This is a genomic window from Arthrobacter sp. NPDC092385 (genome assembly GCF_044755105.1).
In the GTDB taxonomy this organism is placed as follows: Bacteria; Actinomycetota; Actinomycetes; order Actinomycetales; family Micrococcaceae; genus Arthrobacter_D.
Genome location: NZ_JBIVQL010000010.1, coordinates 1 through 25,860, shown reverse-complemented (window position 1 = coordinate 25,860; position 25,860 = coordinate 1). Strand labels below are relative to the sequence as shown.

At 69.5% G+C, this 25,860-nt stretch carries 22 protein-coding genes; 1 reads left to right on the top strand and 21 read right to left on the bottom strand.

Annotation, left to right across the window (positions count from 1 at the left end):
* Positions 1-29: 29 nt before the first annotated feature.
* Positions 30-530 carry a flavin reductase family protein gene (locus tag ACIQCY_RS13455; protein ID WP_400484476.1) on the top strand — a complete coding sequence of 167 codons (501 nt, stop codon included), beginning with the start codon at positions 30-32 and terminating at the stop codon, positions 528-530.
* Between the two features lie 36 nt (positions 531-566).
* Here ACIQCY_RS13455 and dnaE read toward each other — a convergent pair whose 3' ends face one another.
* From dnaE to mraZ, 21 genes are all read right to left on the bottom strand, one after another.
* Positions 567-4,106: a DNA polymerase III subunit alpha gene (gene dnaE / locus ACIQCY_RS13450; protein ID WP_400484400.1), complete on the bottom strand. Its 3,540-nt coding sequence runs from the start codon at positions 4,104-4,106 to the stop codon at positions 567-569.
* Between the two features lie 70 nt (positions 4,107-4,176).
* On the bottom strand, positions 4,177-5,112 hold the full coding sequence (locus tag ACIQCY_RS13445) for an RluA family pseudouridine synthase (RefSeq protein WP_400484399.1): 936 nt from the start codon (positions 5,110-5,112) through the stop codon (positions 4,177-4,179).
* Entirely contained in the window at positions 5,102-5,773 is a 672-nt protein-coding gene (gene lspA, locus ACIQCY_RS13440; RefSeq protein WP_400484398.1) for a signal peptidase II, read from the bottom strand. The genes ACIQCY_RS13445 and lspA overlap by 11 nt, the downstream gene beginning before the upstream one ends.
* A gap of 137 nt (positions 5,774-5,910) precedes the next feature.
* Positions 5,911-6,552 carry a DivIVA domain-containing protein gene (locus tag ACIQCY_RS13435; RefSeq protein ID WP_400484397.1) on the bottom strand — a complete coding sequence of 214 codons (642 nt, stop codon included), beginning with the start codon at positions 6,550-6,552 and terminating at the stop codon, positions 5,911-5,913.
* Between the two features lie 148 nt (positions 6,553-6,700).
* Entirely contained in the window at positions 6,701-6,991 is a 291-nt protein-coding gene (locus ACIQCY_RS13430) for a YggT family protein (RefSeq protein ID WP_400484396.1), read from the bottom strand.
* Positions 6,992-7,052: 61 nt separating this feature from the next.
* Positions 7,053-7,571, bottom strand: a complete 519-nt coding sequence (locus ACIQCY_RS13425) for a cell division protein SepF (protein WP_400484395.1) — start codon at positions 7,569-7,571, stop codon at positions 7,053-7,055.
* A 97-nt stretch (positions 7,572-7,668) separates the two neighbouring features.
* Complete coding sequence (locus ACIQCY_RS13420; protein WP_400484394.1) at positions 7,669-8,436, bottom strand: YggS family pyridoxal phosphate-dependent enzyme; 768 nt, start codon at positions 8,434-8,436, stop codon at positions 7,669-7,671.
* A complete protein-coding gene (locus tag ACIQCY_RS13415) occupies positions 8,424-9,173 on the bottom strand; it encodes a polyphenol oxidase family protein (protein ID WP_400484393.1) in 750 nt (249 codons plus the stop codon). Before ACIQCY_RS13415 ends, ACIQCY_RS13420 begins: the two co-directional genes overlap by 13 nt.
* Positions 9,174-9,184: 11 nt before the next feature.
* Entirely contained in the window at positions 9,185-10,384 is a 1,200-nt protein-coding gene (gene ftsZ, locus ACIQCY_RS13410; protein ID WP_400484392.1) for a cell division protein FtsZ, read from the bottom strand.
* 220 nt (positions 10,385-10,604) lie between these two features.
* Positions 10,605-11,417, bottom strand: a complete 813-nt coding sequence (locus ACIQCY_RS13405; RefSeq protein ID WP_400484391.1) for a cell division protein FtsQ/DivIB — start codon at positions 11,415-11,417, stop codon at positions 10,605-10,607.
* Positions 11,414-12,832, bottom strand: a complete 1,419-nt coding sequence (murC, locus tag ACIQCY_RS13400; RefSeq protein ID WP_400484390.1) for a UDP-N-acetylmuramate--L-alanine ligase — start codon at positions 12,830-12,832, stop codon at positions 11,414-11,416. Before murC ends, ACIQCY_RS13405 begins: the two co-directional genes overlap by 4 nt.
* On the bottom strand, positions 12,829-13,950 hold the full coding sequence (gene murG / locus ACIQCY_RS13395; protein WP_400484389.1) for an undecaprenyldiphospho-muramoylpentapeptide beta-N-acetylglucosaminyltransferase: 1,122 nt from the start codon (positions 13,948-13,950) through the stop codon (positions 12,829-12,831). The genes murC and murG overlap by 4 nt, the downstream gene beginning before the upstream one ends.
* Positions 13,947-15,368: a putative lipid II flippase FtsW gene (gene ftsW / locus ACIQCY_RS13390; protein ID WP_400484388.1), complete on the bottom strand. Its 1,422-nt coding sequence runs from the start codon at positions 15,366-15,368 to the stop codon at positions 13,947-13,949. The genes murG and ftsW overlap by 4 nt, the downstream gene beginning before the upstream one ends.
* The gene (murD, locus tag ACIQCY_RS13385) at positions 15,368-16,948 is read right to left on the bottom strand and encodes a UDP-N-acetylmuramoyl-L-alanine--D-glutamate ligase (RefSeq protein WP_400484387.1); all 1,581 of its coding nucleotides are present in this window, start codon (positions 16,946-16,948) and stop codon (positions 15,368-15,370) included. Before murD ends, ftsW begins: the two co-directional genes overlap by 1 nt.
* Positions 16,945-18,045: a phospho-N-acetylmuramoyl-pentapeptide-transferase gene (gene mraY / locus ACIQCY_RS13380; RefSeq protein WP_400484386.1), complete on the bottom strand. Its 1,101-nt coding sequence runs from the start codon at positions 18,043-18,045 to the stop codon at positions 16,945-16,947. The genes murD and mraY overlap by 4 nt, the downstream gene beginning before the upstream one ends.
* Entirely contained in the window at positions 18,042-19,586 is a 1,545-nt protein-coding gene (gene murF, locus ACIQCY_RS13375; RefSeq protein WP_400484385.1) for a UDP-N-acetylmuramoyl-tripeptide--D-alanyl-D-alanine ligase, read from the bottom strand. Before murF ends, mraY begins: the two co-directional genes overlap by 4 nt.
* 6 nt (positions 19,587-19,592) lie before the next feature.
* Positions 19,593-21,194, bottom strand: a complete 1,602-nt coding sequence (locus ACIQCY_RS13370) for a UDP-N-acetylmuramoyl-L-alanyl-D-glutamate--2,6-diaminopimelate ligase (RefSeq protein WP_400484475.1) — start codon at positions 21,192-21,194, stop codon at positions 19,593-19,595.
* A gap of 57 nt (positions 21,195-21,251) precedes the next feature.
* A complete protein-coding gene (locus ACIQCY_RS13365) occupies positions 21,252-23,042 on the bottom strand; it encodes a peptidoglycan D,D-transpeptidase FtsI family protein (RefSeq protein WP_400484384.1) in 1,791 nt (596 codons plus the stop codon).
* 60 nt (positions 23,043-23,102) lie between these two features.
* Positions 23,103-23,774, bottom strand: coding sequence for a hypothetical protein (locus tag ACIQCY_RS13360; protein WP_400484383.1), 672 nt, complete (start codon positions 23,772-23,774; stop codon positions 23,103-23,105).
* Positions 23,771-24,772 carry a 16S rRNA (cytosine(1402)-N(4))-methyltransferase RsmH gene (rsmH, locus tag ACIQCY_RS13355; RefSeq protein WP_400484382.1) on the bottom strand — a complete coding sequence of 334 codons (1,002 nt, stop codon included), beginning with the start codon at positions 24,770-24,772 and terminating at the stop codon, positions 23,771-23,773. The genes ACIQCY_RS13360 and rsmH overlap by 4 nt, the downstream gene beginning before the upstream one ends.
* Before the next feature lie 229 nt (positions 24,773-25,001).
* Positions 25,002-25,433, bottom strand: coding sequence for a division/cell wall cluster transcriptional repressor MraZ (gene mraZ, locus ACIQCY_RS13350; RefSeq protein WP_400484381.1), 432 nt, complete (start codon positions 25,431-25,433; stop codon positions 25,002-25,004).
* Positions 25,434-25,860 lie beyond the last annotated feature (427 nt).

The following is a 25,860-nucleotide window of genomic DNA, read 5'->3' as shown; positions in this document are numbered from 1 at the left end:
TGAACAACCCCAGCATCGCGCCAGCAGTCCTGCAGCCAGCGCCCGAACTGCACGGCGAATCCTTCCGCGAGGTGTTCCGGCGCCACGCCGCCGGCGTCGCCATCATCACGGCGACCTACAACGGCGCCCCGTACGGCTTCACCGCGACGTCCGTCGCCTCGCTGTCCGCCGAACCGCCGCGCTTCTCCTTCAACATGGCCAGGACGTCCTCCTCGTGGCCGGCGGTCGCGAACACCAACTTCGTGGGGGTGCACATGCTCAGCACCGAGAACGAGGGGCTGGCGAACCGTTTCGCCCGCACGAAGGACCGCTTCAGGGGCGACCACTGGGAACCGGGGCCCGAGGGCGTCCCCGTCCTCAAGGACGTCGCCGGCTGGCTCGTGGGGCGGATCAGCATGCGCCTGTCCTTCGAGAACAACGCCGTCGTGGTCGCCGAGGTCGTCGCAGCGAGCATCGGGCCGGACGGCGCTCCCCTGCTCTACCATGGCGGCAGCTACGGCACACCGGCGGCCACCGACTACGTCATCTAGCCGGCGCCGACGCGGTCCAGCCGGCGCCGACGCGGCTCAGGCGTCGAGGCAGGCAGGGCCGAGCAGCACCTTGAGGTCGCCGAAGAGCCCCGGCGTCGGATTGACCCGCAGGTCGACGCCGAGTTTCATCACCTCGACCTTGCGGGAACCGTTGAGGCGGATCAGCACCTCGCTCGTGCCCGGGTGGGTCCTCAGCACGTCGCCGAGCGCGGTCACGGCCGTCTCGGTGGCCTTGTGCTGCAGCATCGAGATCACCACCGGCCCGGAGTGTCCCTCGCTGAGGTCCGGTACGGAGAGTTCCTGGGCGTTGAGCATCACGGCGCCGTCGTCCCGGCGCTGCAGGCGTCCGCGGACCACCACGATGAGGTCCTCCGCCAGCACGCCGGAGATCGGACCGTAGACCTGGCCGAAGAACATGACCTCCATGGAGCCGGCGAGGTCCTCGACCTCGGCCCGGGCGTAGGCGTTGCCGCTGTTCTTCGCGATCCTGCGCTGCAGGGAGGTGATCATGCCGGCGATGGTGACGATGGCGCCGTCCGCCGGTCCTTCCTCACTGATGATCGACGGGATGGAGGAATCGGCGTGCTGGCTGAGGATGCCCTCCAGGCCCTGCAGCGGGTGGTCGGACACGTAGAGCCCGAGCATGTCCCGTTCGAAGGAGAGCTTGTCCTTCTTGTCCCACTCGGGCAGGTCGGGCACCTCCACGGAGAGGCCGCCCACGGAGCCCCCGGCGTCGTCGAACGCGCTGAAGAGGTCGAACTGGTTCGCCGCCTCGTTGCGCTTGAGGACGATCACGGAGTCCACGGCCTCCTCGTGGATCATCGCCAGGGCCCGGCGGGGGTGCCGCAGGGAGTCGAAGGCTCCGGCCTTGATGAGGGATTCGATGGTGCGCTTGTTGCAGACGACTGCTGGCACCTTCTGCAGGAAGTCGCTGAAGGAGCTGAAGGCGCCCTTCTCCTCCCGCGCGCCGACCATCGCGCCGACGACGTTCGCACCCACGTTGCGGATGGCCCCCATGCCGAAGCGGATGTCCTTGCCGACCGGGGTGAAGTTCACGCTCGACTCGTTGACGTCCGGCGGCAGGACGGTGATGCCCATGCGGCGGCACTCGTTGAGGTAGATCGCCAGCTTGTCCTTGTCGTCGCCGACGCTCGTGAGCAGCGCCGCCATGTACTCCGCCGGATAGTGCGCCTTGAGGTACGCCGTCCAGTAGGAGACGAGGCCGTAGGCCGCGGTGTGGGCCTTGTTGAACGCGTAGTCCGAGAAGGACTCGAGCACGGTCCACAGCTTGTCCATCGCGGCCTGGGAGTACCCGTTGGCCTTCATGCCCGCGAAGAAGTCCGCCTGCTGCTTGTCCAGCTCGGACTTCTTCTTCTTACCCATGGCGCGGCGCAGCATGTCCGCCTGGCCGAGGGTGAAGTTCGCCAGCTTCTGCGCCGCCGACATGACCTGCTCCTGGTACACGATCAGGCCGTACGTCCCGCCGAGGATCTCCTCGAGCGGCCCCTCGAGCTCGGGGTGGATCGGCTCGATGTCCTGCAGCCCGTTCTTGCGCAGCGCGTAGTTCGTATGCGAGTTCACGCCCATGGGGCCGGGCCGGTAGAGCGCGAGGACGGCGGAGATGTCCTCGAAGTTGTCGGGGCGCATGAGCTTCAGGAGCGAGCGCATGGGACCGCCGTCGAGCTGGAAGACGCCCAGCGTGTCGCCGCGCGCCAGGAGCTCGTAGGACTCCTTGTCATCGAGCTCCAGGTCCTCGAGCACGAGCTCGGTGTCCTTGTTGGCCTTGATGTTCTCGACGGCGTCCGTGATGATCGTCAGGTTCCTCAGGCCGAGGAAGTCCATCTTGATCAGTCCGAGCCCCTCGCACGTGGGGTAGTCGAACTGCGTGATGATCTGGCCGTCCTGCTCGCGGCGCATGATCGGGATGATGTCGATCAGTGGATCCGAGGACATGATGACGCCCGCGGCGTGCACGCCCCACTGGCGCTTCAGCCCTTCGAGGCCGAGCGCCGTCTCGAAGACCTTCGCGGAGTCGGCGTCGGTCTTCAGGAGTTCGCGCAGTTCCTCGGCCTCCGAGAAACGCTTGGCGTCCTTGTTGTGCACGTCCGCCAGGGCGAGGCCCTTGCCCATGACGTCCGGCGGCATGGCCTTCGTGAGGCGCTCGCCCGTGGAGAACGGGTAGCCCATGACGCGGGAGGAGTCCTTGAGGGCCTGCTTGGCCTTGATGGTGCCGTACGTGACGATCATGGCCACGCGCTCGTCGCCGTACTTCTCGGTGACATAGCGGATGACCTCCGAGCGGCGGCGATCATCGAAGTCGACGTCGAAGTCGGGCATGGAGACGCGCTCGGGGTTCAGGAACCGCTCGAAGATGAGCCCGTGCTTGAGCGGGTCGAGGTCGGTGATGCGCATCGCGTACGCCACCATCGAGCCCGCACCCGAGCCGCGGCCCGGCCCCACCCGGATCCCGTTGTTCTTGGCCCAGTTGATGAAGTCCGCGACCACCAGGAAGTAGCCGGGGAAGCCCATCTGGGTGATGACGCCGACCTCGAACTCCGCCTGCTTGCGGACGTCGTCGGGCACGCCGGCGGGGTAGCGGAACTGCAGGCCCGTCTCGACCTCCTTGACGAACCAGGACTGTTCGTTCTCCCCCTCCGGCACCGGGAAGCGCGGCATGTAGTTGGCCTTGGTGTTGAACTCGACGTCGCACCGCTCGGCGATGAGCAGCGTGTTGTCGCAGGCCTCGGGATAGTCCCTGAAGATCGCCCGCATCTCGGCGGGAGACTTGAGGTAGAACTCGTCGGCGTCGAACTTGAAGCGCTTGGGATCCGCGAGGGTCGAGCCGGACTGGACGCAGAGCAGCGCGGCGTGCGCCTTGGAGTCCTCGGCGTGGGTGTAGTGCAGGTCGTTGGTGGCCACGAGGGGCAGGCCGAGCTCCTTCGCGAGCCGGATCAGGTCGGCCTTGACGTTCCGCTCGATGTCGAGCCCGTGGTCCATCAGCTCGCAGAAGTAGTTCTCCGCACCGAAGATGTCGCGGAAGTCCGATGCCGCCTGCCGCGCCTCGTCGTAGAGGCCGAGCCGGAGCTTGGTCTGCACCTCGCCCGAGGGGCAGCCGGTCGTCGCGATGAGGCCCTTGCCGTAGGTCTGCAGGAGGTCGCGGTCCATGCGCGGCTTGTAGAGGTATCCCTCGAGGGACGCCAGCGAGGACATCCGGAAGAGGTTGTGCATTCCCCCGGTGGTCTCGGACCAGAGGGTCATGTGGGTGTACGCGCCGGCGCCCGAGACGTCGTCGCGCCCTCCGCCGCCCCACTGGACGCGCGTGCGGTCGTTCCGCGCGGTGCCCGGGGTCAGGTACGCCTCGACGCCGATGATGGGCTTGATACCCGCGCTGTTGGCCTTGCTCCAGAAGTCGAAGGCCCCGAAGACGAACCCGTGGTCCGTGGTCGCGAGGGCCTTCATCCCGAGTTCCTCGGTGTGGCTGAACAGGTCCGTCAGGCGGGCCGCGCCGTCGAGCATGGAGTACTCGGTGTGGTTGTGGAGATGGACGAACGAGTCTGTTGATGCAGGAGTAGCCACCGGACAAGTCTAGTGCTCCCCCACCCCACGGGCCGTCGCCGGACCTATCGTCCGAGGTGGCTACGGCGTGTCACACGAGTCCGTTCGACAGGGCGGTCAGGGCGTACGCGAGGTCGACCGGGTAGGGACTCGTGACCGAGACCGGCTCCCCGGTCCGGGGGTGTGCGAAGCCCAGGCGGTGCGCGTGCAGCCACTGCCGCGTGAGGCCGAGCTCGGCGGCGAGCCGCGGATCCGCCCCGTACGTGAGGTCTCCCGCGCAGGGGTGGCGCAACGCGGAGAAGTGCACCCGGATCTGGTGTGTGCGGCCCGTTTCGAGGTGCACCTCCAGGAGGCTCGCGCGGCCGAAGGCCTCGAGGACCTCGTAGTGGGTCACCGAGTCCCGGCCTCCCTCCATCACCGCGAAGCGCCACTCGTGGTGGGGGTGCCGGCCGATGGGGGCGTCGATCGTGCCCTTCAGCGGCTCCGGGAGGCCCTGCACGACGGCGTGGTAGACCTTCTCGACCGTCCGCTCCTTGAAGGCGCGCTTCAGAGCGGTGTAGGCGGGCTCCGTCTTGGCGACCACCATCGCACCCGAGGTCCCGACGTCGAGACGGTGCACGATGCCCACGCGCTCGGGTGCTCCGGACGTCGAGATCCGGTAGCCGGCCGCTGCGAGGGCTCCGACGACGGTCGGCCCGACCCACCCCGGCGACGGATGCGCGGCGACGCCGACCGGCTTGTCCACGACGACGAAGTCCTCGTCGTCGAGCAGGATGCCCATGCCGTCGACGGCCTCCGGGATCACACGGTGCTTGTCCTCGGGATCCGGCAGGTCCACGTCGATGCGGTCGCCGCTCCGGACACGGTCGGATTTCGCGAGGCGGACGCCGTCGCGCAGCACCCTCCCGTCGGCGCACCACTGCGCGATCGCGGACCGGGACACCTCCAGGAGCCGCGCGAGGGCGGCGTCGGCGCGGCTTCCCCCGTCCGTGTCCGCGATCACGACCTCCCGGTGCTCAGCGGCCATGACCGTCTCCGGTCGTGGGACCCGCGGCGTCGTCGGGCGGGGTCGCCGCGTCGGACCGCCCGCCATCGCTGGGCCTGCCGTCCATGCCGATCCCCCGCAGGGTCAGGATGCAGATGAGCACCACCCCGCTGACCACGGCGGAATCGGCGATGTTGAAGATGGCGAAGTTCGGCAGGGCGATGAAGTCCACGACGTGCCCCTGGCCGAAGGACGGTTCCCTGAAGAGCCGGTCCGTGAGGTTGCCGAGCGCACCACCGAGGACCAGGCCCAGAGCCACCGACCAGCCCCACGACGCCACCTTCCTCACCTGCAGCACGATCGCGGCGGCGACGACCACCATGATGATCGTGAAGACCCAGGTGTAGTCCGTGCCGATCGAGAAGGCCGCGCCGGGATTGCGGATGAAGCGCCAGTTGAGCAGCGGCGGGAGGACGGGCGTGACCTGGCCCTCGCTCATGGTCGAGACGACCCACCACTTCGTGAGCTGGTCGAATACGTAGGCGGTGACGGTGCACAGGAGCATCACGACGCCGTAGCGCGCCGGGTTCCTGCCGGCATCGCCGGGCTCGGCGCCGGGCCGGGTCTGTGCGACGGAATCCTCCGCGGCCTCCCCTGCCCCGTCCGGCTCGGGCGTGGGGTCGGCTGGCTGGTGCTCGTTCACGGTCCATCCAAGGTCTCGGTGCTGATGGAAGTGCCGCTACGGGGGCCGTAACGGCGGAAGGGCCGGTTGCCGGGGTCATGCCCCCGGCAACCGGCCCTTCCATGGCGGGCCCGACGACGGTCGGGCCGGATGTACTGCTAGGAGGCCGTCGCGTCGGACGCGAGCGAACCGCGGGCATCCAGGTCGCGGAGCTGGCCCTCGATGTAGGCCTTGAGTCGCGCCCGGTAGTCGCTCTCGAAGCCACGGAGCTGCTCGACCTTGCGCTCGAGGACGCTCTTCTGCTCCTCGAGGTCCCCGAGGGTCTTGCGGCTCTTCTCCTGGGCGTCATTGACGAGGCCGCTGGCCTCGATCTGCGCCTCGGCGATGATCTTGTCGCGCTGCTCGACACCGGCGTTGACGTACTCGTCGTGCAGGCGCTGCGCCATGGCCAGGACGCCTGCGGCGGACTCGGCGCTTCCGGTGGACGCTGCAGGAGCGGCCGGCGCGGGAGCCGGCGTGGGCTCCTCGTCCGTCGTGGTGACTGCTGATGCCCTGGCCTCCGTGGAGACATCCTCGGTCTGCGAGCTCGCCGCGACCGGTGCGGGCACCGACGTGGTCTGCGTGGCGTCGGACGAACCGTCGCCGATCCTGCGTCGCAGTTCCTCGTTCTCGGAGTTCAGGCGGCGGAGTTCGACGACGATCTCGTCGAGGAAGTCATCCACTTCGTCCTGGTCGTAGCCCTCGCGGAACTTGGTCGGCTGGAACCTCTTGTTGACAACGTCTTCTGGCGTCAAAGCCATCTGGTCACCTCATACTCTTGGAAGCCCGCCCACCGGAAAAGCGGACATGGCTGCGGGTACCGAATTGTGGACATGAATTACTCGATTCACGCCGAACTGTGAATCAGCGTATATCTTCTCGAACTGCATCACGAAACGGACTCGGACGCTAGTCCGCGAGACCCGCAGACACGGACATCAGGATCAGCACCACGATGAAGAGCACCAGGACAGCGAGATCGAGCTGCACTCCGCCGAGGCGCAGCGGTGGGATGAGTCGTCGGAGTGCCTTGATGGGCGGATCGGTGACCGAGTAGACGCCCGAGGCGAGCACCAGTGCGGACTTCTGCGGCCGCCAGTCGCGCGCGAAGCCCTGGACGGCGTCGTAGATGATGCGCAGGATCAGGGCGAGCTGGAACAGCATCAGTACGAGGTAGATCAGTGCGAATACCAAACTCACAGAGCGGTTCCAGTCCTTCGGGCCTTGAGGGGGTCGAACGCGACCGTGGAGGCCGCAGGGCTCAGCTCTGGTTGAAGAAGCTGGTCTGTGCTTCGCTCGCCTTCAGGTCCTCGCCGAGGACTTCAATATACGACGGCGAGAGCAGGAACACCTTATTGGTGACCCGCTCGATGCTGCCGTGGAGGCCGAAGACCAGCCCTGCCGAGAAGTCGACGAGCCGCTTGGCGTCGGCCTCGCCCATGTCGGTGACGTTCATGATCACGGGGATGCCGTCGCGGAAGCTCTCGCCGATCAGCTTGGCATCGTTGTAGGAGCGGGGGTGGATCGTGGTGATCTGGCGCAGGGCCGCGGAGTCCTCGCGGGACGACGGCGCGCGCTTGATCGGCGTCACGGGGGCGCGGTACTCCTCGGCGGGAGCTACGCGGGCGGCGGGAGCGGGCTCCAGGTGGCGTTCGTCGCGGTCGTAGTCCACTGAATACTCCTCGTTCCTGCTGTGCGCGCTTTTCGTTTCGGGCTCGTAGTGCTCATCACCATCGGCGAGCCCAAGGTAGATCATCGTCTTGCGCAGTGCGCCAGCCATGGTGACTCCTGTTCTGAGAGAGTGGATTGGTGGGTTCCGGGGCATGCCCCACTCGGCAGACCCGGCCGCCCGTCGTGCCGCCGTTCTAGCTCAGACGCTACCCCACGGCCGGACGCGGACCGAGGACATCAGAACCAATCCGCAGGTGTGTCGCCCCGGCGGCGATGGCCTCCTCGAGGTCGCCGCTCATACCGGCCGAAACGGCCGAAGCCGAGGGTGCGACGGCGCGCACCGTCTCAGCGATCCGCAGCAGGCGACCGAAGGCCGCTGCCGGGTCTGCGCCCAACGGCGCGACAGCCATGACCCCGGCGAGCCGGAGACCGGCAGTCCCCGCCACGGCTCCGGCGAGGTCGGCGGCCTCCTCCGGATGGGCTCCTCCCCTCCCGCCGGATGCGGCTCCCGGGTCGAGGTCGAACTGGAGGAAACAGTCGAGGTCGGCACGGGCGGCGAGGCCCGCAGCCGCCCGCCGTTCCTGCTCCGCTGCGACGGCCTTCCCCAGGGACACGACCAGCGGAGCGCGGTCCACGGAGTGCACGCTCCGGGCGTACCGGACGACGGACCGGGCCTTGTTGGTTTGCAGCTGCCCGATGAAGTGCCAGTCGAGGCCGAGGTCCTCCAGTTCGGCCGCCTTGGCGGCCGCTTCCTGGTCGCGGTTCTCTCCGACGGCCCTCACGCCCAGTCCGGCGAGGATCCGCACGTCCGACGCCGGGAAGTACTTCGTCACGACGATCAGTTCCGGCTCGGGACGCTCCGCCGCGGCTGCTGCCGCGGAGATGCGTGCCCGGACCGAGGTGAGGCGGGCCTCGAGGTCATGGGCGCGCTCGTCATGCTCCCGGCTGCTGCCCCGCCCGTTCACGTGCGCCATACCAGTCCGGCGATGCGGCCGGCTCCCGCTTCACGGCGGTGCGAGTACAACCCGTCATTCTCCAGGGTGCAGGCCGTTCCCGCGCCGTACACCTGCTCCACCGCGACTCCGGATCCTTCGAGCTGACGGCGTACGGCCGCCGGCAGGTCGAGCGCCGGCGTATTGGCCCGCGTGCGGGAGGCTGCCTCGGGACACTCCGCCGCCAGGGCCCGCATCATGTCCTCGGGTACCTCGTAGCAGGATCCGCACACCGACGGACCGATCCACGCGGAGAGCTCCCGCGCACCCTGCTCCCGCAGCACCTGGACGGCTCGCGGAACGATCCCGTTGCCCACGCCCGCGCGCCCGGCGTGGACGACGGCTGTGGCCCCCGTCCCGCCGTCCGCGGCGGATGCATCGGCGAGGACGATCGGCACGCAGTCCGCGACGAGCACGGCCAGCGCATCCGTTCCGTCGCGCGAGACCATGCCGTCGGCGTCCGGGACCCGCGTCCCCGCCTCACCGACGAGCACGACGCGATCGGAGTGGGTCTGGCTCATGAACCGCAGCGATCCTGCCGCGACACCCATGGAGGCTTCCAGCACCAGCCGGTTGCTCCGGACCCGGTCCGGGTCCCGACCCACGTGGAGGGCGAGGTTCCCGGCGGCTGCGGAGGTGAAGCCGACCCGGAGACCAGGACGGACCTCCGCGTTCCAGTAGAACGGGGAGGTCCGTACGGGACCGGCGGCTGGGTGCATGGACTGCGGGACTACTTCAGGAAGTCGGGGACGTCGAGGTCGTCCGAGCGTCCTGCGGACAGGTCCGGCTCCACGATGGCGGGAAGGTCCACGTCGAAGCCCGAGTCGGCGGGCACGGCCTGGACGTTCTGCGCGCGCTGCTGCGACCAGGCGCCGAGGCCCGCGGTCGCGGCACCGGCCAGACGGCGCTGGTCCGTTCCGACGCTCGGCGCGACGGCAGGCCGGCTGGCGGGAGCGGCGGCGGCTGCCGGCTGCGAGGTGGCGTCGACCTGGTCGAAGCCGGCCGCGATGACCGTCACGCGCGCCTCGTCGCCGAGGGCGTCGTCGATGACCGCACCGAAGATGATGTTCGCCTCCGGGTGGGCGACCTCCTGCACGAGGCGGGCGGCCTCGTTGATCTCGAAGAGCCCGAGGTCGGAACCACCCTGGATCGAGAGGAGCACGCCGTGCGCGCCATCGATGGATGCTTCGAGCAGCGGCGACGCGATGGCCAGTTCCGCGGCCTTCACGGCGCGGTCCTCGCCACGGGCCGAGCCGATACCCATGAGCGCCGAGCCGGCGCCCTGCATCACGGACTTCACGTCGGCGAAGTCGAGGTTGATCAGGCCCGGGGTGGTGATGAGGTCCGTGATGCCCTGGACACCGGACAGCAGGACCTGGTCGGCCGACCGGAAGGCGTCGAGCATCGAGACGTTGCGGTCGCTGATGGACAGCAGGCGGTCGTTCGGGATGACGATGAGGGTGTCGACCTCCTCGCGCAGGGTGTCGATACCGCTCTCCGCCTGGTTGGAGCGTCGGCGCCCCTCGAAGGTGAAGGGACGCGTGACGACGCCGATGGTCAGGGCGCCGAGGGACCGCGCGATGCGGGCGACGACGGGAGCGCCACCGGTACCCGTGCCACCGCCCTCCCCTGCCGTGACGAAGACCATGTCGGCCCCGCGCAGGACTTCCTCGATCTCCTCGGAGTGGTCCTCGGCGGCGCGGCGGCCCACTTCCGGATCCGCTCCTGCGCCGAGGCCGCGGGTGAGCTCGCGTCCGACGTCGAGCTTGACGTCCGCATCACTCATGAGCAGCGCCTGGGCATCCGTGTTGATGGCGATGAACTCCACGCCGCGGAGCCCGACCTCGATCATCCGGTTGACGGCGTTGACGCCGCCGCCGCCGATGCCGACGACCTTGATGACGGCCAAGTAATTCTGAGGTGCTGCCACGTCCTGTGTCCCTTGTTCGAATCTGTGTGCTGTACGGGGGCTGCCGGTGGTCCGGCTTCAACCTTCACCTGCAATAACGTTAACGTTCAGGTTGAGAGTTAACGTTATGTCAAGTAACTTCTATGTCCGACGCTAGTGCATGCGTCGGGCGTTGCAACGACCCGACACCGCGTGTCGGGCGTGTCGGCGCGGCGTGTCGCCCGGATGCGCTGCGCTTCCGTCACCTGGTGACCGGCCGGTCCGGGGTGCTGACGTCGAACTCCCTGACCGGCGGGTCGGTCTCCGGCATCGCCAGCAACGCCTCGAGCACGTCGGCCTTCTCCGCGCTGCGTTCCGCGCTCCCCCAGAAGATCTTCCGGTCCCCTGACAGGGACAGGCGGATGGAGTCCACACTCGCCGCCGAGGCGTTGTTGAGCCGGGACAGGACGGACGCGGGCAGCTCGGCCAGGACCGCGGTGATGGACGAGAAGACCTCGGAGTTGACCGCGTTGGTCCCGCCGTCGATCAGCGGCAGCCTGACGTCGTCGCGCTGCGCCACGCTCGTGAGCTGGCGTCCCTCCGAATCGATGAGGACGAACTCGGCGCCGTTCTGCAGGACGGCGACGGGGACGCGCTCCCGAACGGTGACCACGAGGGTCGAGGGCGGTTCCGCGGCGATGTCGACGTCCTCGATCGGCGCCTTGTCGGCCAGCAGCCCGCGCACCTTCTCGGGCGAGATCCTGGTGAGGGATGTCCCCATCAGGGGGGCGAGGGCGGCGTCGACCTCCGCCGTCGTGACCAGCGAGTTGCCCTCGACCACCACTTCCCGCAGGGCGAGGGCGGGTGAGAAGACCACGTAGGCCACGACGCCGCCGAGGACGAGGACCACCGCCACGACCGAGAGGAGGGCGTTCCGCAGCCGGTGCGACCTCCTCCGCGCCGGGAAGTCGAGGACGTTCCCCTGCGGCCGGGCTCCGTCCTGGCGGTCGAGCAGCGACACGCTGCCGCGAGCCGGTGCCGTGCGCGTCGTGACGCGCGGCTTCCGTGGCGTCACGCCGTACCCTCCGACGGTTCCGCAGCGACGGCGCGTTCCCGGAGCCGCGCAACCAGCTGGACGCCGTACTGCGTGACGTCTCCGGCACCGATGGTGAGGATGATGTCTCCGGCCCGCGCGTGCCCGGAAACGAGCCGCAGGGCCTCGGACGGGTCCTCCACGTACGCCGCACCGGACCCCGGCATGAGGTCGGTGATCGTCCAGCCCCCGACGTCGTCGACGGGATCCTCGCGCGCCGCGTAGACCGGCAGGACGGTCGCGGTGTCCGCGAGGGAGAGCGCGTCGGCGAATCCACCGGCGAATTCCCGCGTGCGGGAGAACAGGTGGGGCTGGAAGAGCACGTGCACGCGGTGCTCCCCGGCGACCGTGCGGGCCGCAGTGAGCGCCGCCCGCACCTCCGTCGGGTGGTGGGCGTAGTCGTCGAAGACGCGGACGCCGTCGCCCTCCCCGCGTGCCTCGAAGCGGCGCGCCGCTCCGGAGAACAGCGAGAGCCCCGTGGCCGCGACCGCCGGGTCCACGCCGAGTTCCAGCGCCACGGCGAAGGCCGCTGCGGCATTCAGGATGTTGTGGCGTCCCGGCACGCTCAGCTGCAGCTCCTGCTGGGCGTCCAGTCCGTCGACGGCGAACGAGAGCACGCTGTTGGTGGTGCTGCCGACGGCCCTGGTGTCACTGATCCTGATGTCCGCGGTCCCGGTGTACCCGTAGGTGCGGACGCGGCGCGGCTCGGGCACCCCGGTGGCCAGCGCGGCAGCACCGGGATCGTCGCCGCAGGCCACGAGCAGGCCGTCCTCGGGCACGCGCTGCGCGAACTGCCGGAACGCCTCGTGCACCGCGTCGGCCGTGCCGTAGTGGTCGAGGTGGTCCGCCTCGGCGTTGGTGACCACGGCGATCCGCGGGGTGTAGTTCAGGAAGGAACCGTCGGACTCGTCCGCTTCCGCCACGAAGACGTCCCCGCCGGTCCACTCGGCATTCACGCCGAGCGCCGCGACGTCGCCGCCGATCGCGAAGGAGGGATTGAGCCCTGCCTGCCGCAGCAGGACGGTGATCATCGCCGTCGTGGTGGTCTTCCCGTGCGTCCCGGCGACGGCGATCGCCTGGCGTCCGTTCATCGCCGCGGCGAGTGCCTGCGATCGGTGCAGGACGGGGAGCCCGCGCCGACGGGCCTCGACGAGTTCGGGATTCGTCGCACGGATCGCCGAGGACACGACGACGGTCCCTGCGGCCGGCACGGCACCGGACGCGTGCCCGACGTGCACGTCGGCACCGAGGGCCGCCAGGGCGCGGAGGCCCCTGGAGTCGGCGGCGTCCGACCCGGAGACCCGCAGTCCCTGGCCGAGGAGGACGCGTGCTACGGCGGACATCCCGGCGCCGCCCAGCCCGATGAAGTGCACGGGTTCCTGCAGGGGGACGTTCATCGTGCTCCCTCCGAAGCCTCGAGGACCAGGCCGGCCATCCGGCGGTCCGCGTCCCGCACGCCCTGCGCGTAGGACGCACTCGACATCGCGCCGAGCCGCGCGGGATCGGTGACCAGCGTCAGGACGTTCGCCCGGATCCAGTCGGCGGTGAAGGCCGCGTCCTCGACCAGGACGGCACCGCCGGACTCCACGAGTCCCGCGGCGTTGAGCTTCTGCTCCCCGTTGCCGTGCGGTAGCGGTACGAGCACGGCGGGCAGGCCGACGGCGCTGATCTCACTCACCGTGGCAGCCCCGGCGCGGGCGACCAGGAGGTCGGCCGCCGCGTAGACGCGCTCCATGCCGTCGACGTATTCGACCTGGTGGTAGCCGGGCGCTGCGAGCCGGTCGCCGTCGTCCCCGAGGACCTCCTTGCCACGCCCCGTGATGTGGAGGACCTGGACGCCGGCCGCGGTCAGCGCGGGCACGGCGGCGGCGACGGACCGGTTGAGGCTCGCAGCCCCGGACGACCCGCCGGTCACGATGAGGGTCGGTCGGTCCCGCTCCAGCCCGAGGGCGGCGCGGGCCGCAGCACGGCTCGCGGCGCGGTCCAGTTCGGCGATGCTCCGCCGCATGGGCATCCCGACCAGCACGGCATCGGCGAGGCCGGTGCCGTCGAAGGCGACGGCGACGCGTGAGGCGATACGCGCACCGACCCGGTTGGCGATGCCGGGACGCGCGTTCGCCTCGTGGATCACCACGGGCACGCGCTGCATCCACGCAGCCAGGTAGACAGGCGTGGAGACATAGCCGCCCACTCCCACGACGACGTCGGCGGCGGCCTCCCTCACGATCACGCGGGCCTGCCGGACGGCGCGGACGAGGCGGACAGGGAGCTTGACGAGGTCGATCGACGGGCGCCGCGGCATGGGCACGCGGTCGATGGTGCGCAGCTCGAAGCCGGCGGCGGGGACGAGTCGCGTCTCCATGCCGGCCTCCGTCCCGACGGCGGTGATGCGGGTACCGGGCCGCTGGTCGACGATCGCCCCAGCGATCGCGAGGAGGGGACTGATGTGGCCGGCCGTGCCGCCGCCCGCGAGGACGACCGACACCGCGCGTTCAGGCGTGGAGGGGTGTGTCATGAATGTGCGTGGTCTCTTCCTGGGGTGGAGGGCGTGGCGGTTCGGGAGTCCGCCGATACCGGTGCCTGTGCGTGCGGCATCTTGCGTGCGAAGGACAGCAGGACGCCGACGGCGGCGAGTGTGAAGGTCAGGGCGGACCCTCCGTAGGAGATGAAGGGCAGCGGCACCCCGATCACGGGCAGCAGGCCCGTGACCATGCCGATGTTGACGAAGGCCTGTCCGATCAGCCAGACGAGGATCGAGCCCATGAGGATCCGCACGAACGGATCGGTGTAGCGCAGGGCCACCCGGATGGTGGCCACCGCGAGGATGCCGAACAGGAGCACGACGACGAGCGTGCCGATCAGTCCGAACTCCTCGCCGATGATGGCGAAGATGAAGTCGTTGTGCGCTTCCGGGATCCAGTTCCACTTCTGCCGGCTCTGGCCGATCCCCACGCCGAACCATCCGCCGGAGGCCATGGCGAACAACCCGTTGTCGGACTGCAGGCACAGATCCGCCCCGTCGTCGCAGTTGAGGCCGAGCCAGGCGCTGATGCGCCCGCCCCGGTTGGAGCTCGTCGCGACCATCAGCAGCGAACCGGCCAGTGCGGCGGTCCCCGTGAGGGCGAACAGCTTGAGGGGGGCGCCCGCGAAGAACAGTGCAGCCCCGGCGATCATCATGAGCACCAGCCCGGTCCCGAGGTCGCCACCGATCAGCACGAGGCCGATCGGGAGTCCGCCGAACGGCAGGGCCGGGATCAGGGCGTGCCTCCAGTCCCTGATCAGCGCCTTCTTGCGTTCCAGCACGGCCGCGAACCACAGCGCCAGCGCCAGTTTGGTCGGCTCGGACGGCTGGAAGGTCTGGCTGCCGATCCGGATCCAGTTCTTGTTGCCGTTGATCTCGACGCCGATGGCGAGTACCAGGACCAGCAACACGATGGCGAGGCCGAGGCTCGGCCAGGCCAGTGCCTTGTAGGCGCGGGGGCCGAGCCGGGAGAGCACGAGCATCAGCACGAGCCCGGCGCCGGCCCAGACGGCCTGCTTGATGAAGAGATCGAACGTGTCCTTGCCCTCGGAGATCGCCTCGACCGAGGATGCCGAGAGCACCATCATGAGGCCGATGGCCGTGAGCGCGAGGGCGGCACCGAGGATCAGGTAGTAGCTCGAACCCGAGGGGGCGCGGTCCGATCCCTCGAGGAGCACCCAGCCGCGCCGCAGGCGTGCGCGCAGGCCCTTCGGCTTCTGCTCCGCCGTCTCCGCCGGGTGCGCCGCCGTCGTCGTCCCGCCGGCCTTGACGGTGTGCGCCTTCGCGGCGGCACTCGTCGCGGCGGACGCCGGGGTCGCACCGGCCGGGGTGGCAGGCCGGCCCGCCTCCTTGGCCCGGGCCGGCCGGACGGAGGGCTTGCGTCCTCCGGGACGGGTTGGCGTGGACACCATTACGACTCCTTCGCGGTTGTCCCCTGACCGCCACGCGCACGGACGGCCGCCATGAAGGCGGCTCCCCGATGCGCATAGGAGGAGAACTGGTCCATCGACGCGGCTGCCGGAGCCATCAGCACCGTGTCGCCGTCCTGGGCGAGGCGCGCTGCTTCGGCAACAGCCCACTGCATCAGGGCTTCGCCGGCTACCGGATCGGGTGACCCGCCGCTCGTCGGCCCCCGTCCAGTGTGAAGGCTGGGGTGGAGGGACACGGGAACCTCGGGCGCGTGTCGGCTGAGGGCCCCCTGGAGCGGAGTGGGGTCCGCTCCGAGCAGGACGACGGCGCGGAGGCGCTTCGCGTGGTCGGCGACGAGGTCGTCGTAGGAGACGCCCTTGGAGAGGCCGCCCGCGATCCAGACGACGGAGGAGAACGAGGCGAGGGACGCGGAGGCGGCGTGCGGGTTGGTGGCCTTGGAATCGTTGATCCAGAGCACGCCGTCCTCGTTCGCGACGACCTGGATGCGGTGGTCCCCCGGCTGGAACGCCCGGATGCCGTCGCGCACGGCCGACGCCGGGATGCCGGCGGCGCGCACGAGGGCGGCCGCGGCCAGGGCATTGGCGACCAGGTGCCGCGGGACGACCTCGCCGAGTTCGCCAACAGAGGCCAGTTCGGCGGCGGAGTCCTTGCGCTGCTCGATGAACGCACGGTCCACCAGCAGGTCCTCGACAACGCCCATCATGCTGACGGAGGGCATGCCGGTGGTGAATCCCACGGCCCTGCAGCCCTCGACGACGTCGGCCTCCTCGACCATCGCCTCCGTCTCCCGCTGCTCGACGTTGTAGATGCAGGCGATCCTGGTCCGCTCGTAGACCGAGGCCTTGGCCGCGAGGTAGGCCTCGTAGCTGCCGTGCCAGTCGACGTGGTCCTCGGCGATGTTGAGGCACACGCTGGCGAGCGGCGAGATCGAGTGGGCCCAGTGCAGCTGGAAGCTCGACAGTTCGACGGCGAGGAAGTCGTAGCCCTGCGGGTCGCGGATGACGTCGAGGATGGGCGTGCCGACGTTGCCTGCTGCGACGGCCCGCTTCCCGGCGGCGAGGAGCATGCACTCCGTGAGGCCGACCGTCGTGGTCTTCCCGTTGGTGCCGGTGATGGTCAGCCACTCCGCGGTGCGGCGCCCCTCCCGGATCCGCACGCGCCAGGCCAGTTCGACGTCGCCCCAGATGGGGACACCGGAGGCTGCGGCGTCCACCAGCAGCGGCTGCGTGGGCCGCCAGCCGGGTGATGTCACCACGAGGTCGGGCTGCTCGCCGTCCACGCGTGGGAGTGCGGCGGCGTGCTCGGAGCCGAGGAGCACGTCACGCGCGCCCACGATGCGCAGCGTGTCGGCCTTCGCCTCGTTCTCCTCGGTTGCGCTCCCGTCGACGACGACGACGGCGGCACCCAGCTCGATCAGGGTGTCCGCCGCGGAGAAACCGGAGGCTCCGATACCGGCGACGACGACCCGGAGGCCGGCCCAGTCCGCGTCCCAGGTGATGAGGTCCTTCAGCCGCGGGCTCTCCCAGGTATTGGGGGGCGCGACGCCGTCCGCCGGGCTCATCCCACGACCCATTCCGCGTAGAAGATTCCGAGCGCGCCGGCGACGAACAGTCCTGCGAGGATCCAGAACCGCACCACGACCGTCACTTCCTGCCAGCCCTTGAGCTCGAAGTGGTGCTGCAGCGGCGCCATCTTGAACACGCGCTTGCCGCCGGAGAGTTTGAAGTAGCCGACCTGGATGATGACCGAGAGCGTGATCATGACGAACAGTCCGGCCAGGATGACCAGCAGGAGCTCGGTACGGGACAGGATGGCGAAGCCCGCGATCGCACCGCCGATGGCCAGCGATCCGGTATCCCCCATGAAGATCTTCGCGGGCGAGGTGTTCCACCAGAGGAACCCGACGAGCGCTCCGCACATGGACCCGGCGATCAGGGCGAGGTCCAGCGGATCGCGCACCTCGTAGCAGACACTGCCGGCTCCGGGTGTGCCGCAGCTCTGGTTGCTCTGCCAGATGCCGATCAGCATGTAGGCGCCGAAGACGAGGATGGAGGCTCCCGCCGCGAGTCCGTCCAGCCCGTCGGCGAGGTTCACGCCGTTGCTCGCCCCCGTGATGATGAGGTTGGACCACACGACGAAGAGGATCGCACCGACGAGCGTCCCGGCGAACGCCAGGTCGATCGGGGTGTCGCGGATGAAGGAGATGGCCGTCGAGGCCGGTGTGCGGCCCTCCGCGTTCGGGAACTTGAGGGCCAGGACCCCGAAGACGATGCCGACGGCGCTCTGGCCGATGATCTTGGCCGGGGCGCTCAGGCCGAGGCTGCGCTGCTTCGAGATCTTGATGTAGTCGTCGGCGAAACCGACCAGCCCCATGCCCGCGGCCAGGAACAGCAGCAGCAGGCCGGAGGCGCTGGGCCCGCCGACCGGGGATCCCGTGGCCATCATGAGCAGATGGGTCAGGAAGTAGGCCAGCAGGACCGAGCCGACGATCACGGCCCCGCCCATGGTCGGGGTACCGCGCTTGGTGTGGTGGGCGGTGGGGCCGTCGTCGCGGATGAACTGGCCGTAGCCCTTGTTCACCAGGAGCCTGATGAACAGGGGCGTGCCGACGAACGCGAAGAAGAGCGCGGAGGCCGAGCCTATGAGGAGTGCTATCACGGCTGGTGGGCCTTTCCGGAGGCGTCAGGTCCACTGCCCGCCTCGAAGTCTGCGTTCGGGAGGTCTGGCGTGTGGGCTGCCTGGTCGCCGGACGCCGCGTCCGGCAGCGCGTGTGCCACGCGGTCGCCGAGGAAGCGCAGCCCGGCTCCGTTGGAGGATTTGAAGAGGACGATGTCACCGGGCACGAGTTCGGCCGTCAGCAGGCGTTCCGCCGCCTCCACGTCGTCGACGTGCACGGCCTCGCTCCCCCAGGAGCCCTCGAGCACTGCGCCGTTGAACAGCGCCCGCGTGTTCGGTCCCACGCAGATGAGCTTCGAGATGTTCAGTCGGACCACCACGCGGCCGAGCAGGTCGTGCTCCTCGATGGAGCGGTCCCCCAGTTCGAGCATCTCCCCGAGCACGGCCCAGGTCCGCCGTCCCCGTTCCCGCCCGAGTTCGGCGAGGGTCCGCAGGGCGGCCCGCATGGATTCGGGGTTCGCGTTGTAGGCGTCGTTGATGACGGTCACGCCGTCGGCGCGCTCGGTGCGCTCCATGCGCCAGCGGCTCGCGGCCGCCTGGTTCCGCAGGCTCGCGGCGATGCGGTCGGGGGCGACGCCGACCCCGTAGGCGACCGTGGCTGCGGCCAGCAGGTTCGCGGTGTGGTGCAGGCCGAGGAGCGGGGAGACGACGTCGTGCTCGCTGCCGTCCGGGAAGACGAGGGTGAAGGAGGGGTTGCCAGCCGCCGTCGTCGTGCTGTTCCGCGCGCGCACCACGTCGTGGCCGTCCGCCGGGAAATCGGCCGACGAGGTGAAGAACGCCTTCCGTGCCCCGGTGCGGCCCTGCATCGCCAGGACGCGCTCGTCGTCGGCGTTGATCACGGCCGTGCCGGCGGGTGCCAGCGCTTCGAAGAGTTCTCCCTTGGCCAGGGCGATGTTCTCGACGCCGCCGAACTCACCGGCGTGGGCGGAGCCGACACCGAGGACGACGCCGATGTCCGGCTGCACGAGGGAGGCCAGGTAGGCGATGTGGCGGGGCTTGGTGGCGCCCATCTCGATCACGAGGTACCGCGTGTCCCACCCCGCCTCGAAGACGGTCAGCGGCACGCCGACCTCGCCGTTGTAGGAGCCGCGGGGCGCGACCGTGGGTGCCTCGGCCGCGAGGATCCCGGCCAGGAGATCCTTGGTGGTGGTCTTCCCGGCCGAGCCGGTGATCCCGATGACCGTCACGTCTCCGGCGGCGCGCAGGCGGCGGACGGTCTCGGCGGCCAGCGCGCCCATCGCGAGGACGGCGTCGGGCACGACGACGGACGGGAACGGGACGCCGTCGGCGTCGGGCACCGGCCGTTCGGCCAGCGCGAGCACGGCGCCGCGCCGGAAGGCGGACTCGACGAACAGGTGCCCGTCCGACTCCGCGCCGGGCTTCGCGACGAAGAGCGACCCGGGGACGCTCTCGCGCGAGTCGGTGGCCGCGGAGGTGACGGTGATGGCAGGACCGGCGGGGTCGGTACCGACCAGGACCCCTCCTGTGAGTGCCGCGATCTCGGCTGCGCTGAATTCAATCATGACGGTTCAGGACTCTATCCCGGACGCGGAAAGCCCAGAGAATCCATGCCTTGTCAACGCGGACCGCAGTTCCACGCGGTCGTCGAGCGAGAGGTTGATGCCCTTCACTTCCTGCCACACCTCGTGGCCGCGGCCGGCGACGAGAACGGTGTCCGATGCCGTGGCCAGGGAGACGGCGCGGTCGATCGCATCGGCTCGCGGGAACACCTCCAGCACCTCGCACTCCAGTCCTTCGTCCCGTACGGCGGCCTCGGCGCCCTCCCGGACGGCACGGCGGATCACGGCGTCGTCCTCGTCGTGGGGATCGTCGTCCGTCACGATGAGGATGTCGGACAGGCGCGCGCCCACCGCACCCATGACCGGGCGTTTCGTCTCGTCACGCTGGCCGGTCGCCCCGAACACCGAGATGACTCGGCCCCCGGGCCGCCGCACCGACGCCAGCGTGCGCTCGAGCGCATCGGGATTGTGGGCGAAGTCGACGATCGCCGCCGGGGCCTCGCCGATGAGCTGCATGCGGCCGGGAACCTCGGTGGTGAACGGGTCATGGGTGTCCAGCGCGTCCTGGACGTCCTCGACGGGAACTCCCGACGCAAGGACCATGACGGTCGCCAGCGCCGCGTTCGAGATGTTGAAGGTCCCGGGCAGGCCGCTGCGCACCCGGAGCTCGTCCCCCGTGCCGGACCGGAGGACGAAGGCGTGCCCGAGCCCGCTCTGCCCGACGCCGGTGACGGTCCAGTCGGCAGGGTAGGGATCCCCAGGTGCCTCCGCCTGGGTGCGCAGGGTGAGGACGGGTACCTCCGCGGTTCCGGCGAGCCTGCGGCCCCAGGCGTCGTCGACCAGCACCACCGCGCGGCGGGCGCGCTCGCGGGTGAAGAGTGCGGCCTTGACGGCGAAGTAGTCCTCCATGGTGCCGTGGAGATCGAGGTGGTCCTGGGTCAGGTTCGTGAAGCCGGCCACGTCGAAGCGGACGCCGTCCACGCGACCGAACTCGAGCGCGTGGGAGGACACCTCCATGGAGGCCGCCGCCAGGCCCCGCTCGCGCATCAGGGCGAGGAGGGAATGCACCTGCGGCGATTCCGGGGTGGTCAGCGCACTGGGGATGGCCTCGCCGCCCGCGCGGATCTCGATGGTCCCGATCAGGCCCGTGGACTTCCCCAGCGCCTCGAGGAGCGCATTGAGGAAGTAGGTGGAGGTCGTCTTGCCGTTCGTCCCGGTGATCCCGAACAGCGTCGGAGCGGAGGCGTCGTCGTCCGGTCGGCCACCGAAGATGGCGCGGGCCAGCGGGCCCACGGCGCGCCGGGGATCCGGCACGACGACGACAGGAGGGACGTCCGCACCCGGTGTGGCCTGGCGTCCCACGATCTCCGCCCCGGCAGGGTCGGTGAGGATGGCGACGGCGCCGGCGAGGACGGCCTGCGCAGCGAACTCGGCCCCGTGCCGGGTTGCCCCCGGCAGGGCGGCGTAGACATCGCCGGGGAGGACCGACCGCGAGTCGAGCGTGATGCCGGAGACGGTCGGCAGCTGCCGCGGGACCGAGGGGCCGGCGAGCGTCCCGATGGCGTCGAGGGCCTCCGACAGTCCTACCGGGTGCGGGACACGGGGTCGCATCAGGGAAGCGGCGCTTCCCTGCGTGGTGTTCGGTTGCACTGTGCTCTGGCCTCCGGGTCAGTATTCGACCGGGTAGATGTCCGGCTTGGTCGTCGAGGCCGGGACGTTGTTCGAATTGAGGACCTGCTTCATGACCTTCTGGAAGGACTGGCCGGGAATGAGGTAGTACAGGTCTCCCTGGGGCCGCTGAAGCGTGACGACGACGACGTACTGGGGGTCCTCGATGGGCGCGATCCCGGCGTAGGAGAGAGTGTAGCCGTCGTATCCGCCGGTCGGGCTGGGCGCCTCCGCGGTGCCGGTCTTGGAACCGACGCGGTACTGCTCGAGCTCTCCCGACTTGCCCGAGCCTTCCTGCGTCACCGTCTCGAGCATCTTCCGCATCTCGGCGGCCGTCCCTTCGGACACCACCTCGGTGCCCTCGTCCTGGGGCACCACGTGCTCCGTGCCGTCCGGATCGATGTACGCGTCGATGAGGCGTGGCTCGAGGCGCACGCCGTCGTTGGCGATGGTCTGGTACACCATGGCGGTGTGGAGCGCCGTCTGGGTCAGGCCCTGCCCGAACAGGACGGTGTACTGCTGGCGGTCGTCCCACTGGTCCGGCGTCGTCAGCAGGCCCTGGTTCTCCTCGCCGAGACCCGTTCCGAGCGGCTCGCCGATCCCGAACTTCTTCAGCCAGTCGTAGCGTTCCTGCTTGGTGAGCTTCTCGCCGATCTGCACGGTGCCGGTGTTCATCGATTTCGCGAGGATGCCGGCGGCGGTCCGCTTCTCGGTCTCGTGCTCGGACGAATCCTTGAAGGTCTGGTTGCCGACCGTGTACCGGTTCTCGAGGACGAACTTCGAGGTCGGTTCGATCAGTCCTTCCTCCAGCGCCGCGGCCATCGTGACGACCTTCGTCGTCGAACCCGGCTCGAAGGACGCGCTGACGGAGTTCGGGCTGCGCTTGTCCCCCGGTGTCGCCTCGGGGTCGTTGGGGTCGAGGGTGGTCGACTCGGCCATCGCTCGGATCGCACCGGTCTTCGCCTCGACGACGACGATGTTGCCCCACTCCGCGTCGTAGTCCTTCACCTGGGAGGCGATGGTCTGCTGGGCGAACCACTGCAGGTCCTGGTCGATGGTCAGCCGCACGCTCTGCCCGTCCACCGCAGGGACGTCCTCGTTCGTCGCGTACGGGATGCGGATGCCGTCCCCACCGATCTCGAAGGTCCGGCTTCCGGCCTCACCCGTCAGCTGGTCGTCCAGGGACACCTCGAGCCCCGACCGGGCGGCGCCGTCGGTACCCACGTAGCCGATGATCGATCCGGCGACCGGCCCTGCCGGGTAGGTACGGACGCTCGTCATGTCGGCGTAGACACCGGGGATACCGATGGCGAGGGCACGGTCCTTGACCTCGGGCGTCACCGACTGCGCCACGTAGTTGAAGCTCTTGTCCCCCATGATGGATGACTTCAGGGTCTCCGCGTCGATCCCGAGGACCGCCGAGAGTTCGTCGAATCCCTGATCGATGGGGATGTCCGTCTCGCGTTCGTCGGAGCCGGCCGCCGTGCGGTCGAACTCCTCGACGGCGCTCAGCCGCTGGTCGACGACGATGTCGTAGCGTTCGACGCTCCGCGCGAAGTACTTGCCGTTCATGTCGACGATCGAACCCCGGATGGGCTGTACCGCGGTGCTCGTCAGCCGTTTGGACAGACCGGCCTGCGCCATGCCGTTGAGGTCGAGGGCCTGGAGCTGGAACAGGCGGAGGCCCAGGACCATCAGCAGGACCAGCACGAAGGCCAGCCCCACACGGAGCCGGGTCGATCCGAGGGCCAGGCGGAGGCTGTCGGGGCTGCCGGTGCGTGCAGGGGTCACGGAGGAATCCTTGTCGATCAAAGGGTGCTGCGGGTAGCGGGGCGGCGGGCGAGCTGCCTGCTACCGGTCGGACCCGACCTGCTCGGGGCCCGGGATCGTTCCCGACGCCGAGGTGTCCGCAGCCTCGGCTGCGCTCTCCGCCGCGACGCCGTCGTTCGCGTCGGCATCGGCTTCGATGCCTGCTTCCGCCGGCGCCTCCACTGCTACCGCACCCGGCTGCCCGGTGGCGAGGTGGGGCGCGGAGATCAGGACCTCGGGTTTCGGGCCTTCCTTCGCAGGTTCCGGAGTGCCCGTCACCTTCTTCGAACCTAACTCAATGGTCCCGAAGGTCGGGGAGGAGACCATGCCGAGTTTCGTGGCGGAGGCCGCGAGGTTCTGCGGGGCTTCCCTGCCCTCGATCTCGAGGACGAGCGCTTCGTTCTGCTGGCTCAGGGCGACCTGCTGGTTCCGGAGCTGCACCAGTTCGTACTGGGTTCCGGACACGGAGATGTTGAGCATGAGGACGGCAGCCAGGGCGGCAGCCAGCACGAGGAGGCTGAAGACCGCGAACGGCACGCGCCGGCGCGTGGGCCGGGCCGGAACGACCGACAGCGGCGTACGCGGCTTCTGCACCGTCTCCCGCACCGCGCCGGTGGAGCCTCCTGCCAGCCGTTCGTGAGTGACGGCGAGGGCACCGCTCCCCGCGAAGGTGACAGCGCCGTGTCGCTTCTCAACAGTCAGTGCCTGGCTCATCTGGTTTTCCTGTCGACGGGTCGTGCCGTGATTCGCTCGACTGCCCTCAATTTGGCGGAGGCAGCGCGTGGGTTCTCTTCGATCTCCGCCGGGGTGGGCGCCTCGGTGCCGCGCGTCAACGAACGGAGGTAGGCCTTGTGCTCCTCGAGTTCCACAGGGAACCCGACGGGCGCCGAGGATTTCGTTCCTGCGGTGAAGGCGCTCTTCACGATGCGGTCCTCGAGGGAGTGGTAGGACATCGCGACGACCCGGCCACCGACACGGATCGAGTCGATGGCAGCCGGTACGGCCCGCTCGAGGACGGTCAGCTCCTCGTTGACCTCGATCCGCAGCGCCTGGAACGTCCGCTTGGCGGGGTGTCCCCCGGTTCGCGCTGCCGCAGCCGGCACGACGCCGCGGATGACCTCGACGAGCTGGGCGGTGGTCCGGACGGGCTCCGTCCGGCGCGCCTGCACGATCGCCGTCGCGATCCGTCCGGCGAACTTCTCCTCGCCCCACGTGCGGATGATGCGCAGCAGGTCCTCCGCGGCGTAGGTATTGACCACTTCGGCAGCGGTGATGCCCCGGCTCGTGTCCATGCGCATGTCGAGCGGCGCGTCGTAGGAATAGGCAAAGCCGCGGTCGCGCTCGTCGAGCTGCAGCGACGAGACACCGAGGTCGAAGAGGACGCCGTCGACGCCGTCGATGCCCAGGTCCGCCAGCACCTCGGGCAGCTCGTCGTACACGGCATGGACGAGGTCGGTGCGGCCGGCGAAGGGAGCCAGCCGCTCCCCTGCCAGCTGCAGGGCCTCGGTGTCCCGGTCGATCCCCACGAGGTGGGCATCGGGGAAGCGTTCCAGCATGCTCTCGGAGTGTCCGCCCATGCCGAGCGTCGCGTCCACGACGACGGCGCGGCGCCCAGCGGCTTCGGCCGCGGCGACGGCCGGTGCGAGGAGGGAGACGCAGCGATCTCGGAGGACGGGAATGTGTCGCTCGCCCGTCGGCCGGTCACCGCGCATGCACCCTCTCCTCCCTGCAGCTCGTCATACTTCGTCTCGGTGTTCTGCAGGCTGCATGGAGGAATGTGCCTTCTTGAATCAGACCCCCATCCGGCCGGTGGATCGTCGCCTGGCTCCGGGGAAGTGGAGCCAGGTGGCGGACCCTGTCCGGCGGCTGGAGATCTCATCCAAGGAGACGTTCCCACCCGCGTCGTTGCTGCGCTTGTGTCCTGCTGGTCCTGCTGTGATGTCAGATGATGCCCGGGAAGGCATCCTCGTCCGTCTCGGAGAAGGCCGTCTCCTTCTCCGTCAGGTAGGACTCCCATGCCTCGGCAGCCCAGATCTCCGCGCGGCTTCCGGCCCCGATGACCGCGAGGTCCCGGTCCAGTCCCGCGTAGGTCCTGAGTGCCGGCGGGATGGTGATCCTGCCCTGCTTGTCAGGCACCTCGTCCGAGGCCCCTGAGAGGAAGATGCGGTTGTAGTCCCTCGCCTGGCGTGACGAGATCGGCGCCGCCCGCATCTGTTCGTGAACCCTTTCGAACTCACTCATGCTGAACACGTAGATGCAGCGCTCCTGGCCCCTCGTGAGGACCAGCCCCTCGCTCAGTTCCTCCCGGAACTTGGCGGGGAGAATGAGCCTGCCCTTCTCGTCCAGGCGGGGGGTGTGAGTTCCGAGGAACATCCCTGACCGCCTGTTCTGAGTCCGCCAAGCCCAGCGCGTTGCTGCCTTGCTCTTATATTCCCCACTTTACTCCACAAGTCCCCACGGTCAATGCATCCGGGCCGTGGCGCGCCCCCTTCCGGGTCCGTTCCCGGGGAGGCGGGTCCACTGCTGGCGCGGCGGAACGAACCTGCGGCCGCCGGGGAGCGAAGTGGAGGAAGCCGGACGAGCCGGCCTCCCGGCAGGCCGCTGGGTCAGGACGGGGCAGGAGCGTTAAACGGAGAAGAACCCGCCGTGGCGGGTTCTTCTCCGTATGCATGCCAGGGGATCAACCCCTGTGCTGGTGCACCAGGCCTAGGGCGTGTCTCCCAATGCTTGGAGCCAGAGTGTGATGGCTCTGAGGACGGCTGCGCCGCGGTAGGTGAGCGAGAGCTTGTCGTAGCGGGTG

Bases quoted from the DNA above. Each gene is read 5' to 3' on its own strand.
- ACIQCY_RS13445 (WP_400484399.1), bottom strand. From the start codon at position 5,112: ATGGCCGCTGAGCACCGGGAGGTCGTGATCGCGGACACGGACGGGGGA.
- ACIQCY_RS13435 (WP_400484397.1), bottom strand. From the start codon at position 6,552: ATGGCTTTGACGCCAGAAGACGTTGTCAACAAGAGGTTCCAGCCGACC.
- ACIQCY_RS13425 (WP_400484395.1), bottom strand. From the start codon at position 7,571: ATGGCTGGCGCACTGCGCAAGACGATGATCTACCTTGGGCTCGCCGAT.
- ACIQCY_RS13420 (WP_400484394.1), bottom strand. From the start codon at position 8,436: ATGGCGCACGTGAACGGGCGGGGCAGCAGCCGGGAGCATGACGAGCGC.
- ACIQCY_RS13415 (WP_400484393.1), bottom strand. From the start codon at position 9,173: ATGCACCCAGCCGCCGGTCCCGTACGGACCTCCCCGTTCTACTGGAAC.
- murC (WP_400484390.1), bottom strand. From the start codon at position 12,832: ATGAACGTCCCCCTGCAGGAACCCGTGCACTTCATCGGGCTGGGCGGC.
- murG (WP_400484389.1), bottom strand. From the start codon at position 13,950: ATGACACACCCCTCCACGCCTGAACGCGCGGTGTCGGTCGTCCTCGCG.
- ftsW (WP_400484388.1), bottom strand. From the start codon at position 15,368: ATGGTGTCCACGCCAACCCGTCCCGGAGGACGCAAGCCCTCCGTCCGG.
- murD (WP_400484387.1), bottom strand. From the start codon at position 16,948: ATGAGCCCGGCGGACGGCGTCGCGCCCCCCAATACCTGGGAGAGCCCG.
- murF (WP_400484385.1), bottom strand. From the start codon at position 19,586: ATGATTGAATTCAGCGCAGCCGAGATCGCGGCACTCACAGGAGGGGTC.
- ACIQCY_RS13370 (WP_400484475.1), bottom strand. From the start codon at position 21,194: ATGCGACCCCGTGTCCCGCACCCGGTAGGACTGTCGGAGGCCCTCGAC.
- ACIQCY_RS13360 (WP_400484383.1), bottom strand. From the start codon at position 23,774: ATGAGCCAGGCACTGACTGTTGAGAAGCGACACGGCGCTGTCACCTTC.
- rsmH (WP_400484382.1), bottom strand. From the start codon at position 24,772: ATGCGCGGTGACCGGCCGACGGGCGAGCGACACATTCCCGTCCTCCGA.
- mraZ (WP_400484381.1), bottom strand. From the start codon at position 25,433: ATGTTCCTCGGAACTCACACCCCCCGCCTGGACGAGAAGGGCAGGCTC.